The sequence below is a fragment of the Glaciecola sp. 33A genome (assembly GCF_002836745.1).
Taxonomy (GTDB): Bacteria; Pseudomonadota; Gammaproteobacteria; order Enterobacterales; family Alteromonadaceae; genus Glaciecola.
In genome coordinates, this window is sequence record NZ_PJAR01000030.1 from 70,559 (window position 1) to 85,139 (window position 14,581).

Genomic DNA, 14,581 nt, shown 5'->3' on the forward strand with positions numbered 1-14,581 from the left:
CAAATAAGCACACGACGCAAATAATTTAATTCTCATATGATGTAACAAACAATAGTAGCATTTAAATTACTATAGTGGTGCATTTCTGTTCGCTTCCCTTAATGTCACTCTGGGTGGTGAATACTGACGTTGTAGGACTCTCTGACGGTCAGCTTATTTTTACTAGCACATTGCTTTGATCCAGTCTTTAATGTCGTATCATTCTACTCTCAGTCGCCTTTTAATGTGACCTAACTAGGTGACTTTAAACACTTTTGAAATCAATAATTTTTTAATAGAAATAAGATTTTTAACTCTCCAAATAAGCCAGTATTTACTCTGATTTGCGTAGAACATAAAAAGGTCTATGAATGTAAATTGCATATTTTGTCCTTTTTCATAAAAGTAGCAATTGGTGGCTTTTTTTAACCAATCATTCTCAGATTTGTTTTTTACATGCAGAAAGCTATATGGGTTATTGACTCGTGTGTCATGACGCATTTTTATTTGCTCAGGCGTTCTTTGTGGATAGTGTCGACAGATCGGCGATGGATGAAAAAGTGCATTACAAAAAGGAGGTACTTTTCCACTAATATCTTCAGGCCACTTTTGACTTGGCGAATTTTTAAAGAACCTCGGCTCACGCCAATTAATTCGATAATAACGACGACGTTTAGAAACTGGCAACGACTTGTCTTCATTGTCATAAACCGCCAAATCTTTATCGGTAAAGTAGAATTGAGCTTGCCAAACACGCATTTGAGTTTTCTTCTGCTGCATCGCTTTGACAAGCATCGGGCGAGGGTCTTCAATTAGCATTTCATCCGCATCTAAGATATACCACCAATCGGATGCAGAAAAAGTATGATTAAACATATTGTAAACACGATTTCTGAACTGGTTACGATATATTTCATCGGTATGCGCAACAATTATAATGCGCGAGTCTAGGGCTACCTTTGCACAAATGACCTCCCAACTTCCGTCAGTAGACGCATTATCGAATACATAAATCGTATCGCAGAATGCCAAAGCGCAGTCCAACGTGTCAGCGATAATATCGACCTCATTTTTAATAATACAAATAGCGTTAAGTTTCATTTTTCACCTCTAAATCTATGAATTCATGTTAAAAGAACGACGTATCCACTTGAATAATCCGTTAATTAGGGAATGGAAAATACCGAACTCTGTCCACAAATAAAACACTAATTTATGCATTGGCTTCAATTTACAAACATCCATTTTTAGTAAACGCTTTGCAACAATAAAATCACCCGCACGTATATTAAGTCTGACTAAGTGACAAACGTGAGCGCCGCAATAGCGCAAGATATCTTGCTTCAACTCGGTGTCAATTGACTGTGTAAAGGTCTTCTCTAGTAAACGGGCAGCGAAAGGCAAAATGCGTTGTGGAATATGTCTATCACATGCGCGATTTTCAGCGTCGGTGTGGTATAGCAATAAAACCAATGGGGAAAATACGATTTGAGATTGCAGTGCAACCCGACTAAACAGTTCTTGGTCTTCCCCCATAGATTCACCGACGGGGAAACCGCCTAACCGATCAAACAAACATGATGTAATTACACAACTAGATACCATGAATGGAAGATCACCATTTGAGGCTACCGCAAAATAATTTTCTAAAATGCACCCCGTTGGCGATACATTCTTGATTACTAACTTAGGATCAATATAAATATCTTGTTTAACTACTTTCTGATAATGACTTGCAAAGAAGCCCTGATCAGGAAAGCGTAAGATTAAATTATGCATTTCAGCGAGGAAAAAAGGCGACCACTGGTCGTCAGCATCAAGAAAAGCAATATAGGGGAAACTAGCTAAAGACACGCCTAAGTTCCGGGCTGCTGATACCCCCTGATTTGTTTGTTGAACAATCTTCAAGTTGGGGATATTACGTTCTCTTACTTTCTCAGCGCTGCCATCGGAAGAACCGTCGTCTACAACGATAATTTCAGCGGCTGCGTAACGCTGGGCCAATATCGACTCAAGTGTTTTAGTCACGCTATTAATTTTGTTGTATAGCGGGATAACAACTGAAAACTGTATTTTATTCACCGGTTTATCTCCAATTTAACAAAGAAGCTTGTATTGCACTTTCTGTTGTCATAAGCGGTTTTGCAAACTCCGTACCAAGACTCTGTGTTAGTGTATTTACGACGCTATCGGAACAAACCTCTAGTGCATCAAATTGATATTCCTCAGACATTCCTATTTGCTCACACCAATTTTTACACTTAATATGATAATTAATTGATAATGATGGGGTTTTCGCCATAAAAGAGAGAATTGAGGCATGCAAACGCATACAAACGGAAGCCTTAAATCCTGCGATCCTTTGTAACACTCTAAATGGATTTGGGTCATATTGAATATGAGTTACCGGAATATTTTCGTTTAATTGGTGAATTATTTTACGATGTATTTGATCATCACCGAAAAAATAATGGTCATTAAAATCAACGAGGTAAATTGGTTCGTGGGTCTCAAACCAGACTCGTTCAATTATATCAATCGCATTTTCGATGCGTCTAAATTCGATTTTTTTGTCTGTATTACCATATGCATCGATTGCTTGTGGGCAAAAATTAAACATAATGCCACTTCGTTCAATCTCAATAAGTGTATTTTTTGGATTGCAAAGCATTGTAGGGGCCAAGTCAAAAGTTAATTTAAGATTAGCCTGAGGACATAAATCTTTCGCCATATCATAGCTTTGCTTATCTCTTAAACCAATGAAACCGCACTCGGAGAGAAACTTAGCACACGCTTTTTCCGCACCTACTGAAGTAAATGGACCTAAGCCGACACCTGCACATCGACTTTGGTTCCTGCCAGCTAAGGCAATGAGGTGGCGCTTAAATTGAATATCAGATTCTGTGTGCAAGACTGACCCACCACCAAAGATTACCTTTTCACTTTGCAACGCATTCTTATAATGCGAAAGTCGTTGGTGACCACGAAACAGAGCATTTGGCATGGCTTTAATATCGCCAAATTCGTGACATTTGATATCCGTAGCGCTGCTGACGATGTTATTTTGAGAAGATAACAAATGCTGGCTAGCCCAGCGGGCGGAATAAAGTAAAGCGTCATCTCCTGTGTTGTGCATCCCATAATAACCAACAATAAAGGCATTAAATTGTTTAAACATAGGATCTCCTAGTTTGAATTTGCTTAAATACCATTCCTATCCAAAATAAAGCTGGCCAATATAGATAAGCTAAAATTTCTAAGCTTTCGAAAAAACTATAACAAGCAAACACAATTAAGAAACATAAAGCCGCTAGCACTTGACTATTTTTTTGAAAGTGAAATAAGAAGTAAATTATACTCAGTCCCAAAGGAATGGCTAAAGCAACAAGGCCAACGAGCCCCTTTACAAATAACAAGCCAAACCAAGTATGATGTGAACCGATAGGCATGAATTCGACCAGTTTATCACCCGATTCAACCGCGCCATGACCCCAGATTGGTGCTTCAGCCTGCCAACGTTGGAATGCCAAATTCTCTAATGCCGAACGCACTCTTGTTGATGATGGGCGAGATTCTTTAACTTGCTGGTATGAATCCATGACTAACTCATATAATGGCTCACCCAAGACAAGTACAATCGGAACAACAATACCAAGAGTAATAAGTACCCATGGATCCTTAAGGTGTTTAGCAAGTAAAAATATAGGGACGATGGTAATGAAAATAGCCAGCCCAGCACGAGACTGTGACAGTAATACCATCATAAAGCAGCCAATCACCCCCCAATTACGTAAATTTTTGTCTTTCTCCTGGAGACAAAAAATAATCAAAATACAGCTTAATAGACCTGCCGCCGGAGCCCATGGTGCGAAAAACTGCCAGCGACCGGCGCTTGTCTCTGGGTTCATTCCGTAAAAACTGACTGTAAAGAAAATATCTCCAGCCCCGCCGAGCACTTTTAATGGTGAAACGAATAATTGGCCAGGTATTCGCAGGCTATATAATAAGAAAGTCAGGGATCCAAAAATAGCAGTGTGCTTGCAGACAATGCATGCTCCTCGAACAACGCTTTCGGGCTTAATGCTAACCAAGGAGCCCAGCAGTGGGAATACTCCTATTAATGCCCATCCCTTTGCCCACCCAATAGTACTTTTAATAGTTTTTGCGGTCCCCAAAGACCATTGTGCGTGTGCCATCCACAGTGAAAGCAACATGACTAGCATGCCAATAACCCATAGCCATACGATTATAGGAACCGAACTAAAGACATTTTCGCCCTCAACAAAAGCTCTCAATAATATAATACCTAGGACCACCCATCCTAGGGCTGAGCCCGTAATGTATAAGCCACCAATAGCATAGACAGGATAAGTGGCAATTAGAGCCCAATAAATTAGTTTCGCTTCAGTAGTATTTTGACAAGGCGTCTGCGATTGCATAATACGGTTACTCCTGAAGTTATAAATATGATGCCAACCATACCAGCGACTAATCCGAGTGAGGTGATTGGACTATCTATTTCCGCCGGTATAGAAGGTGTCGTTAATACTTGAATGACTGGATACGAGGCAAATACATCGGCTTTTGCGGCTTCTATGCGCGCAGCAGCGGAGGTGAATATAGCTTCAGCCAAATCAAATTCTTTTTGCAGACGATCTAGCACTGCAGATTCTCGCGCATACAGCTTTAACTGGTCACTAAGCTGCAACTCAGTACGTTTTAAATCTGCTAGTTCAGCTTGAATGCCTGCATGCAGCGCAGATGCTTCGATCAAATCAGCAAACATTTGAGCTCGCTTCGGATTTAATTCTAGATTTAAACTGGTAAACGAATTCGATGCATGTGGACCCGCAATTTCATTGCTTCGATTTAATAAAGATTTTTTTGCCGCGTTATACCGTAACTGCTCTGCAATGACTTTAGGGTGTCCTTCGCCCCAGCGAGATTGATACTCAGACAATAGTGCAGTACTCGCATCCAGTTCCTTGAGTAATCCTCTAAATTCAACGTCCGACTGCAGAATAAATGCTTTGCCTGCTAAGTCTGATGACACACCTAAGTTTTGACTTAGGCCATGACTGTAGTTGGCTAAATTTTTGACTTGAGCATGCAGGTAAATTTGTTTTTCTTTGAGTGATTGTAGGCTTGCGACCAATAGTTCAAATTGGGCTAACGATACCAGAAATGATCTTTGTTGAAATTCCGTAACATTGGCCCTTGCTTGATTTAATTTGACTCGGTAGTCATCTAAAACGCCCTGTATACTAATATCGCGACGAGAAACTTCATCACTCCGTAAGCGCGTTAATTCTTGTTGCAAACTTTCATATAAAGCCCATGCTTTACGATTTGCTTGCGCCGCGCTTTTGCCGGTAATACTGATAGCCAGTATCGAGGTTTGTTCTGTTAATGTAATTTTAGGTTGACCAAAGTCAGCGCTCGTCATCTCAGTTTTTTGACTGGCTACAAACAAGACACCGCGACTTAACAACATCTCTTTATAATTAACTCGAGGATTAAAACCCCCCGATGAGAATGGCGCACTGGTTTGCGATACAACTTGACCTACATTGTCTATAGAAACAGTCGATGAGGCCCCGGTCCCCGGTAAAACTAACTCTAGCTCACTTTTATATACCGGTGTTTTGTTCAAGTACAACATAACAATAGCGGCAATCAGCAAATAACAGCATAAGGTGAATATTAAATATGGCCACTTCAAAAAACGGTAAACACTTGCTTTAAAAAGAGCAAATGGGGAAAGGAGAGCAATAGGATAATTTTTCATAGTTATATACTCAAAACAACAAGGTAAACGGTGTTAATAAATCGACAATAGTTCTAGCAACGTCACGTAAATTGGTCACTCCAGAGTCATAACATGCGATCGCATCATCAGGCATAACATAAGGATTTATATCATCTCGATTTGCATATCTCATTAATTGTTCAACCGAACGCTCAATTACTTGAGTTTCGTTGGTGATGGGGTTTATGCTAGCCAACATGACTTTGCGTGGCGCGTTAGTCCACTCTTTACCACCAACACAGTTTGCTGAGACTGCAGCCTGAAGTAGTTTGGTGCCGTAAGGTAAATTTGTTGCATAACGCCCGACGGCGGCACTAGAGTTATTCTGCGCTGAATCAATTAGATTTGACATAAATACGCGAAAACCCTTTGGGGTGATTTGGCTAGGGCGCACCAAGTACGATTGAAAACATCCTGTGCTTGGCACAATAACTTGGTCACCAGCAATTAGTGGATAATCGTGAACAGGAACACCAGAGAGTATACCTGTGAGGTCTACTTCTATTTGCCAGCCTTGACGAATCAAAATGATTTGATCTATTTTTGCATCAGGCCTTACGCCATGTGCTCCCCTGATCGCTTCAGACAACAGTCTCTTATTGCTATAATCTCCATCCGCCACAACGCGTTCATCCATTTCTCCGTTTGCGTACGTTTTGTTAATCAATATTCTGCCAGGTTTAAAAACAGCACCTGTTACAGGTATTTGAATTTCTGCTAAATGTAGAATTTTTATATGCACTGTGGCCATTGCGGGACGAAATATTCCAGATTTAATCAGAGCTAATTCTATTCTTTCAGCGAGTTCTTTAGGCGATAATCCCCCAGCATCAATCGCATTAATGATCGGTAAGTTTAACAATCCCAAATTATCCAAAACATAGCTTCCATTAAATCCTTCACCATATTCCATCATAACTTCGATTAAATCACCTGGGCTGAGTGGCAGAGCATTGCGAGCTCTAATATTCGCTATGGGTAGTGGGGCTTGTGTTGATGCTGATGACAAAATGGGTTTATCAACGCGATAATTTAGAGGCGCAGCAAAATCCTGACGATCATCACAATTTAATGTCGCTGAGAACACATTTTGAGCAACGCTTTGCTGTGTGAACAAGTAACCATTTTTATTAAGGTCACCATAAAACTCGCCAGACCGATTTTCTATTACCTCCAAACTGTGTTGCTGCTGTGCGCATCCAGATAGAATTAACACTGTTATTATTACGGATATTAGTACCGAAAACTTACTTGAAGCTGTTAAAATATATAATTTTCTAGCTAAAGTTTCCATTAGATGTCCCGTACTTTTTTGATATTAATATAAGTTACTTAGCACCTTACGAGCCAACTTTTAACTTATTGTTTTACATAATTTTTTAATTTTAAATTCTTATTTTTTTGCAATTTGCAAAGCAAAAAAAATGACATTCTTGAATTGCGAAGCACGCTGACATTAAAAAAGCCGGATGCTATTTGCACCCAGCTAAGGATTTTATAAATTAACAATTTAATTATTAGTTAATAGGCACCGTTTGCAGTTATCACGGTTGGAACCGTCGCCAATAAAATATAGAAATCTAAGCAAATACTTTGTTGATTAAGATAACGCTGGTCTAGTTCAACTTGTGTTTGAAAGTCAGTATTTGCACGTCCTGACACTTGCCATAATCCGGAAAGACCCGGAATACCGTTTAAGCGGCCTAATGCGCTAGTGGGATATGCATCAACCTCCGCGGATAGACCTGGGCGAGGACCTATAAATGCCATGTCTCCGGTTACAATATTGAACAATTGAGGGAGTTCATCGATTGAGTATTTGCGAATAAAGCGGCCTACTTTGGTGGTTCTAGGATCTACTTTGTATTTTTTACAAACCCCATCTCGATAATTTGTTGTTAGATCAGGTTCTTGATAGAGAGGATCGGTTTTTAAATACATCGAACGAAACTTATACATACGAAAGTGCCGACCAAATTTGCCAATGCGATCTTGGCTAAAGAAACAGTTGCCTTTGCTTTCCATGCGAATCAACAACATGCTTATCAATAAAATAGGGGAAAGAATGATGAGAGCAATTAACGCAACAAAACGCTGAATCGACATAGGAATACCACGGTGCTTACCCAAAGAAATGTGAGAATCGTTTGCCTCACTGTCAATAATGTTGAGTGTTTTAAGTGCGTTGAGTGTTTTAAATGTGCTTGAATACATCATGATTGAAATCCTCGCTTTGCACGATTGAAAATAAAAGTGTGAATTAAAAAAAGTGGATTACCGATTACATAGCGATTAAATTTGGTTTTCGGTTCTTGTAGTAGCCTCCATATCCATTCCATGCCTAACTCGCGCATCCACAAGGGTGCTCGAGTGATATTCCCGGAATAAAAATCAAATAGACCGCCAACCGCTAATGCCGTTTTGCATGTTAATTGCGCTGCATGTTTTTCGAGCCACTCCTCTTGGATCGGCGAGCCCATTGCCACTAATAGAATATCGGCACACGATTGATTAATGCGAGAAATGACATCAGGTGTCTGTTCTGTCCTGAAGTACCCGTCTTGAGTACCCGCGATGTTTAAGTTTGGATAAATCTTTAATAAGTGTTGCGCAGCTTTATCAGCAACGCCAGGCTTAGAGCCCAGCATATAAATAGATTTTTTGGTTTTTTGCGCCGCCACACATAAATATGGAAGCATATCGGTACCATTTACATTTTCACAGATACGCACACCAATATGTTTAGCCGCAATACGCATACCGGATCCATCGGCGAAACAACGGTCACCACGATTGATTCGGTCTCTTAAAACGGGATCATTAACCGTTAAATTTACCGAATTTACATTAATGAAATAGCCAAGCTTACATTTGATATTGGTTTTTTTCATGGTTGCAGTTGACAGTACCCATTCAACCGCAAAGCGCATGCTGTGATTATGAATGGTTAAGCCAAACAATGTAAATTGCTCAGGTTCCTTGAGTTCAGTAGACGATTGATAGAAGAAAAAGTGAGACAATCCTCCTCTAACTAACAGCGAAAGATAAGCAAGGCGTCCTGCTGAAACTTGCTGCTCAATAAGATCATATGGTTTAAGTACAGTGATCCCACTTAACTGATGCAATCCGACACGACTAATTAGGCCAGCTAAGCAATGCCCAAAGCGTTGTAACTTTGCTCTCTCTAACCCGCTAAACGAATCTTGTAATGGTAAACCGCAAAAACGAATATTTTGTGTAACAATACTCCACAATATGGCAATGTCCTTTACAAAACCGCAATGACAACGATGCAGCGTAACTGGTCTACCGAGGCAATCGTATTTACTAATAGATTGTATAAAGGGCTTTCTCTGTGTTTTTGAAATGAGTAAGTTAACTAAGAAAATCGGACTTAAAACCAAGAGTAGTAATAAACTAATGGGCATATCAATGAAGATATAACTGTTTTTAACTACAGGCAGCACGACGCTTTCCTTGCACCCTGTTGCTTTAAAACTCATTTTGCTTTGCATAAGCTACCCCGAATACCACAAATCAGTTTAATTGGCATGAAAACAGTCATAATAAGCTGACTGTTAAACCATTTACTGTTTGCTTTGCGTAACTTGTGCCAAGTTTTATTTTATTTTAAGTAGTTGATATATATAAAAATTAATAGATAATTTAATTCGGATTCAGATTTTTAATAGTGACTATTTGCATTTTGAAAATGCGCAATAAGAAAACTTTTTAAAATGAAAAGTTGAGATGAGAGTCGTAAAAGTACGAAATTAGTGCTCTTCAAAGCGCGTGTATTGTTTGATCACTGCATTCGTCAGAGTCGCCAGAGGATCTGTTTTTTGCGTATATAATTTGTATTTGCTAGCAATATATTTTAATTTCGCAATTGCCTTTGTTATTCTTGAAATAACTTTATGACAAAGACTCAAAAAGACGTTTCTACGTAAGGGACCAAAACAAAAGTGACGGATATAATCATCTAAGTCCGTGTCGTAAGTATTGTTCCAACGTCTATCTATTACTTCAATAAAAGTGCGTTTTTTGGAATATTTAATAATGTGACCATTTTCGCCCCAACCGACACTGTCTTGATCTGAAACGGCGGTCATGCGGCTAGACAAAACGGTTTTAAGCCATGTAATGGTTACTTCATGATTGAGCATAAACATAACACCTGAGTTGAATCTTCCGGTATAACTTTTAGCCAGATAAACAGACTTCTCGGGGCGAATTATTGTTTCAATTGCAGGCGCTACCTCATTAATATAAGCATCAGCATCGACGAAAAGCACTTTCTGATAACCGGCGTTGAATGCAGCTAAGGAAAGAGTCAATTTTAACCAGCAACATTCTGCTCCAAGTCCGGTGATAAATGGCCGACTGACAACTTGATAACAATAACCGTGTTTTTTTGCATACTCTTGATGGGAGGCGATACAGTCTTTATACAACCATTGATAGCCGTTTAGGGCGATACTAAATATTAATAGGTCCGACTTCATCATTTTCCTTTGGTGTATTAATATTCTCATTAACGAATTTAATTATTGTTACAAAACTCTGAACAGCTAAAACCACTTAACTTTGTTGCTTGCAAGAAACAATCCACCCTCTAATTTTTTATTTATTGTTAAATCATAAGATTGCTTTAAAGTTCTAGGCTTATTGTAAATGCCATAAAGTACGAAAGGGTCTTAATGATGCAAACAGTAAACGCAACATTAGCAAATAGAAACGTTGCTTGCGTTTGGAGCGAACGTTTTGCTCTTCTAAGTGGACCTCCCTTTAAGCCTTCTTAGCGCATCACTTTAACTATTCGATTAACACCGCAGTAATGCCCCAAAGTATTTATTTCAGCACACATGCGTGGTGTTCAGTACACACTACCGTAATGGCTATGAATGCATTTTAACAGTTGAATATCTTTGTTAAAATCTACTTTTAGTCTTAAACACCTCCAGTGGTATCAATGTAACTCTAAATGCTAATGACCGCTTTGCCCTTTCCAGCCCTAAAATATGATACTTTACGTTCGATTAAAATCTGTGCGGCGTTGACGCTTACATTAGCCTATACCAGTTAAACGCGAACCTCTGATTTCTCTTGCTCGCCGACATCGAAGACACGTTTATAGCGGTCAATTTCCGACGCTGGCCCCATCGCTTTATTAGGATTATCAGATAGTTTCACAGTGGGTTTTCCATTCGCAGAAACGGCTTTACAGACCAATGAAAAAGGCGATAACGCATCGTTAGACACAAGTCCTCGAAAATCGTTAGTCAGCAAGGTGCCCCAGCCAAATGAAACTCGCACACGACCAGCAAACTGTCGTTGTAGTTCGATAATTTTCTGAACGTCCAAGCCATCGGAAAATATCACCAGCTTTTGAGTCGGATCCTCACCACGCGATTTCCACCAGTTGATCGCAATTTCAGCACCCGTCGCGGGATCACCGCTGTCGACCCGAATACCGGTCCAACCTGCCAACCAATCAGGTGCCTCTTCCAAGAAGCCCGTGGTCCCATAAGTGTCCGGCAGGATCACGCGCAGATTGCCGTCATATTCGTCCTGCCAGTCGGATAGAACTTTATAAGGCGCATTACGCAGAGTCGCGTCGTCTTCGGCTAGGGCAGAATACACCATGGGTAATTCATGGGCGTTCGTGCCAATCGCTTCCAGTTCCCGGCGCATGGCGATCATACAGTTAGAAGTGCCGACAAACTTGTCTTTAAGACCCTCTTGCATTGCCTGAACACACCAGTCTTGCCAAAGATAAGAATGCCTGCGGCGCGTGCCAAAATCAGCGATCCGCAGATCGGGAACCTCACGTAGTGCCTCCACCTTTTGCCAAACCTTGGTCATGGCACGGGCATAAAGGACCTGAAGTTCGAACTTGCCCATCCCTTTAAGAACAGCGCGGCCGCGTAATTCCATCAGTACGGCCAAGGCGGGAACTTCCCACAACATCACCTCAGGCCAAGCGCCTTTAAAAGTCAGTTCGTATTGGCCGTCGCGTTTTTCAAGGTGGTAAGGAGGCAGACGCAGACCTTCAAACCACTCCATAAAATCAGAACGGAACATCTGGCGTTTGCCGTAAAATGTGTTGCCGCGCAGCCATGTACTTTCGCCCCTTGTCAAAGAAAGCGAGCGGATATAATCGAGTTGTTCACGCAATTCGCCCTCATCGATCAATTCAGCCAGTTTAATATTTTTTGATCGGTTGATCAGGCTAAAGGTTACTTGGGTGTCAGCATTATTACGAAAAACGGACTGGCACATCAATAACTTATAGAAGTCCGTGTCGATCAGCGAGCGGACAATCGGATCTATTTTCCACTGACGGTTCCAGACTCGAGTGGCAATATCAATCATGTTTAAGTTTCACTCCGGCAGCATGCATCTGGGTTAGCGAGGCGTCAAGGGACCCGTTTAGGTCGATACCGCGGCAGGCGGTCATATCGACAGTGACTTTGAAGCCTAATCTGGCTGCATCAAGCGCCGAATAGGCGACACAGAAATCGGTGGCAAGGCCGACGATGGTAACCTTGTCGAGGCCACGTGTGCGCAAGTAACCCTCAAGCCCTGTGGGGGTTGTTTTATCATTCTCGAAGAAGGCAGAGTAGCTATCTATCTGGGGACGGAAGCCCTTGCGTATGATCAGATCAGCGCTGCCGGTTTCAAGAAAGTCGTGAAAGGCTGCTCCATCTGTATTTTGGACACAATGGTCAGGCCACAAAATCTGAGGACCGTAGGGCATGTCAATTAGGTCATAGGCGGATTTGCCATCATATGACGAAGCGAACGATGTGTGCCCTATGGGATGCCAATCTTGCGTCAAGATACGTGCAGCAAAGTAGGGCAGCATGGCGTTTATGGACCCGACAATGGCGTCTCCATCGCGCACAGCTAATGCGCCATTCGGGCAAAAATCATTCTGAACGTCAATAACGATGAGCGCTTCATTGGCTGCTTGCATAATAAATCTCCCTTGGCTTCAAATACCTGAGGTATTACGTCAAATGTTTCAAAAGGGTAAACACTATATCTGATCTATGCAACGACGTTTTTCAGCTTATCTGGCCAAACAACAAACATATTGCCGTTTGGCTTATTGGTAATACAACACCTTTAGCGCAATCATGTGGCGAGCCACCTCCTAAAGAAACCACAAAATCACAATCATGTTGTTTGAGTAATGCTAATCCATCGTTAACATTGCTAATTGTTGGATCCGGCTGTGTTTTATCAAATATGACACTGACAATGCGTTGTTCATCCAGTAAATCAGTAACGTTTTTACGACGCCTATTTTATTTAACACTTTGTCGCTAACAATAAAACCCTGTTTAAATCCTTGCTCTTTTATATAATTAATAGCGTCCATTAAGCTACCATCGCCAATGACATGAAAAGACGGCATATAAAACGTTGTACTCATAACATTCTCCTTTAATGGACTAGTTATTTTGTAGCATGAAAAAATTTAAACGGCTTGATGCAAAACATAGAACAACAATTAATTGCACTTTATATGATAACAAACCATTAGCTTACAATGTAAGGTGTTAGCAGCATGCTCATACCTAAGAGATATTAAGCCTTAAGCAAATCGCTTTGATTGCTGTTGGCGAAATACCCGAGCTAGTTAATTATAGTTATCGGCGAATTGATGATTCACATCTCTGTGACCCGCTTCATCATTTCTGACGGCTATAATGACATCGCGCAGCGTCGCATCTGCGGGTAATTTCCAGTAGTCAATCGCAATCTGGGGAGCGTTCACGTTCTCCAAGCGACCACTATCTACCTCGGCGAGATATTCGCTGTAGCTATACACCGCCTCTTCTTCGAAATAGCCAACTAGCCGGTGCGCGGTTCGGCCGGAGACGACATACAGAAACAAGAAACTGGTGAAAAAAACACCTTGAGCTAACAAAATCAACATCCGTTCTACAAAACTCGGCTGCGCAATTTGCACAAACGTCAGCAGATGCATGCGTTCATTTTCAGCTTCCTCCAACAGTGTGTGGATCGCCTCTCTGTCGTCTTTCATCCGTCGAAGTGAGCGCATATGACGTATCATTCCGCCAACCATCCCGGGCACTGCAGCCACGGTTTCCAATACTACCGCCCGGTGACCATAGCGCTTCGCAAAGAAAAGATCCGCAAAAAAACGTAACAATTTGGTCAAGCGAAAGGCCAAGCGATCCGAAAAACCCGAAGGAGTATGATGTTTGCTCAACGGGTCGTCGTTGCGTGCTTGTGAAGAAGCCCCAAGTGCTTCGTTCATGGTAATAACCTCCAAAAAAAGTGTTAGTACCCTAAATGTTGATTTAGGGCAAATCATGATATGCATAACAACGTTATGTAAAATTATTACGCTCCTGTCGACCCCACAGGATCACAACGCATTGTCAACTTATTATCTTTATCAACAGTCTCTTTTATTAGCATCAAAGCTCTTTAATTTTTGATGACCTGAGGGTGCTCATGAGGTTGATTACTCCTCAAAGCCTCGTCCCAACTAGATTCTTTGCTTCCTCTTGAAATTACAACTATTTCACATGGGTTTGCGACTATACCGATCGAAACTGACTATGTTGCGTACCCACTAGCCTTATGTAACAAAAACTGGACAAGTTAGGTAATTTTGATGTTTGTAGTGAAGTTGTCTCTGCTATGTCCTGCGTTCTTTTTTCAAATTACTAACCGGCAAGACCCTAGGAAACCATTAATGACTTTACAGCATTTGTCAGCCAACAAATTATTACTCACTCTGGCTGTTACCAG

General features: G+C 41.0%; 14 protein-coding genes. All 14 read right to left on the reverse strand.

Annotation, left to right across the window (positions count from 1 at the left end):
* Positions 1 to 234: 234 nt before the first annotated feature.
* Positions 235 to 1,080, reverse strand: coding sequence for a glycosyltransferase family 2 protein (locus tag CXF81_RS05230; protein WP_101180317.1), 846 nt, complete (start codon positions 1,078 to 1,080; stop codon positions 235 to 237).
* A gap of 15 nt (positions 1,081 to 1,095) precedes the next feature.
* On the reverse strand, positions 1,096 to 2,061 hold the full coding sequence (locus tag CXF81_RS05235; RefSeq protein ID WP_101180318.1) for a glycosyltransferase family 2 protein: 966 nt from the start codon (positions 2,059 to 2,061) through the stop codon (positions 1,096 to 1,098).
* 4 nt (positions 2,062 to 2,065) lie between these two features.
* Positions 2,066 to 3,157, reverse strand: a complete 1,092-nt coding sequence (locus CXF81_RS05240; protein WP_101180319.1) for a polysaccharide pyruvyl transferase family protein — start codon at positions 3,155 to 3,157, stop codon at positions 2,066 to 2,068.
* Entirely contained in the window at positions 3,150 to 4,418 is a 1,269-nt protein-coding gene (locus CXF81_RS05245) for an O-antigen ligase (RefSeq protein WP_101180320.1), read from the reverse strand. The genes CXF81_RS05240 and CXF81_RS05245 overlap by 8 nt, the downstream gene beginning before the upstream one ends.
* Positions 4,373 to 5,767: a hypothetical protein gene (locus CXF81_RS05250; protein WP_101180321.1), complete on the reverse strand. Its 1,395-nt coding sequence runs from the start codon at positions 5,765 to 5,767 to the stop codon at positions 4,373 to 4,375. The genes CXF81_RS05245 and CXF81_RS05250 overlap by 46 nt, the downstream gene beginning before the upstream one ends.
* Positions 5,768 to 5,777: 10 nt before the next feature.
* On the reverse strand, positions 5,778 to 7,082 hold the full coding sequence (locus CXF81_RS05255) for a polysaccharide biosynthesis/export family protein (protein ID WP_198556326.1): 1,305 nt from the start codon (positions 7,080 to 7,082) through the stop codon (positions 5,778 to 5,780).
* Between the two features lie 227 nt (positions 7,083 to 7,309).
* Complete coding sequence (locus CXF81_RS05260) at positions 7,310 to 8,005, reverse strand: sugar transferase (RefSeq protein WP_232771784.1); 696 nt, start codon at positions 8,003 to 8,005, stop codon at positions 7,310 to 7,312.
* Positions 8,002 to 9,303, reverse strand: a complete 1,302-nt coding sequence (locus tag CXF81_RS05265) for a WecB/TagA/CpsF family glycosyltransferase (protein ID WP_232771785.1) — start codon at positions 9,301 to 9,303, stop codon at positions 8,002 to 8,004. The genes CXF81_RS05260 and CXF81_RS05265 overlap by 4 nt, the downstream gene beginning before the upstream one ends.
* Before the next feature lie 258 nt (positions 9,304 to 9,561).
* A complete protein-coding gene (locus CXF81_RS05270; protein WP_101180322.1) occupies positions 9,562 to 10,293 on the reverse strand; it encodes a hypothetical protein in 732 nt (243 codons plus the stop codon).
* A 577-nt stretch (positions 10,294 to 10,870) separates the two neighbouring features.
* Positions 10,871 to 12,163: a nicotinate phosphoribosyltransferase gene (gene pncB / locus CXF81_RS05275; protein ID WP_101180323.1), complete on the reverse strand. Its 1,293-nt coding sequence runs from the start codon at positions 12,161 to 12,163 to the stop codon at positions 10,871 to 10,873.
* A complete protein-coding gene (gene pncA, locus CXF81_RS05280; RefSeq protein ID WP_101180324.1) occupies positions 12,156 to 12,767 on the reverse strand; it encodes a bifunctional nicotinamidase/pyrazinamidase in 612 nt (203 codons plus the stop codon). Before pncA ends, pncB begins: the two co-directional genes overlap by 8 nt.
* Before the next feature lie 91 nt (positions 12,768 to 12,858).
* On the reverse strand, positions 12,859 to 13,071 hold the full coding sequence (locus tag CXF81_RS20235) for an iron-containing alcohol dehydrogenase (protein ID WP_369828645.1): 213 nt from the start codon (positions 13,069 to 13,071) through the stop codon (positions 12,859 to 12,861).
* A complete protein-coding gene (locus CXF81_RS05285) occupies positions 12,990 to 13,229 on the reverse strand; it encodes a hypothetical protein (RefSeq protein WP_232771786.1) in 240 nt (79 codons plus the stop codon). Before CXF81_RS05285 ends, CXF81_RS20235 begins: the two co-directional genes overlap by 82 nt.
* A gap of 207 nt (positions 13,230 to 13,436) precedes the next feature.
* Positions 13,437 to 14,081: an alternative oxidase gene (locus CXF81_RS05290; RefSeq protein ID WP_101180325.1), complete on the reverse strand. Its 645-nt coding sequence runs from the start codon at positions 14,079 to 14,081 to the stop codon at positions 13,437 to 13,439.
* Positions 14,082 to 14,581 lie beyond the last annotated feature (500 nt).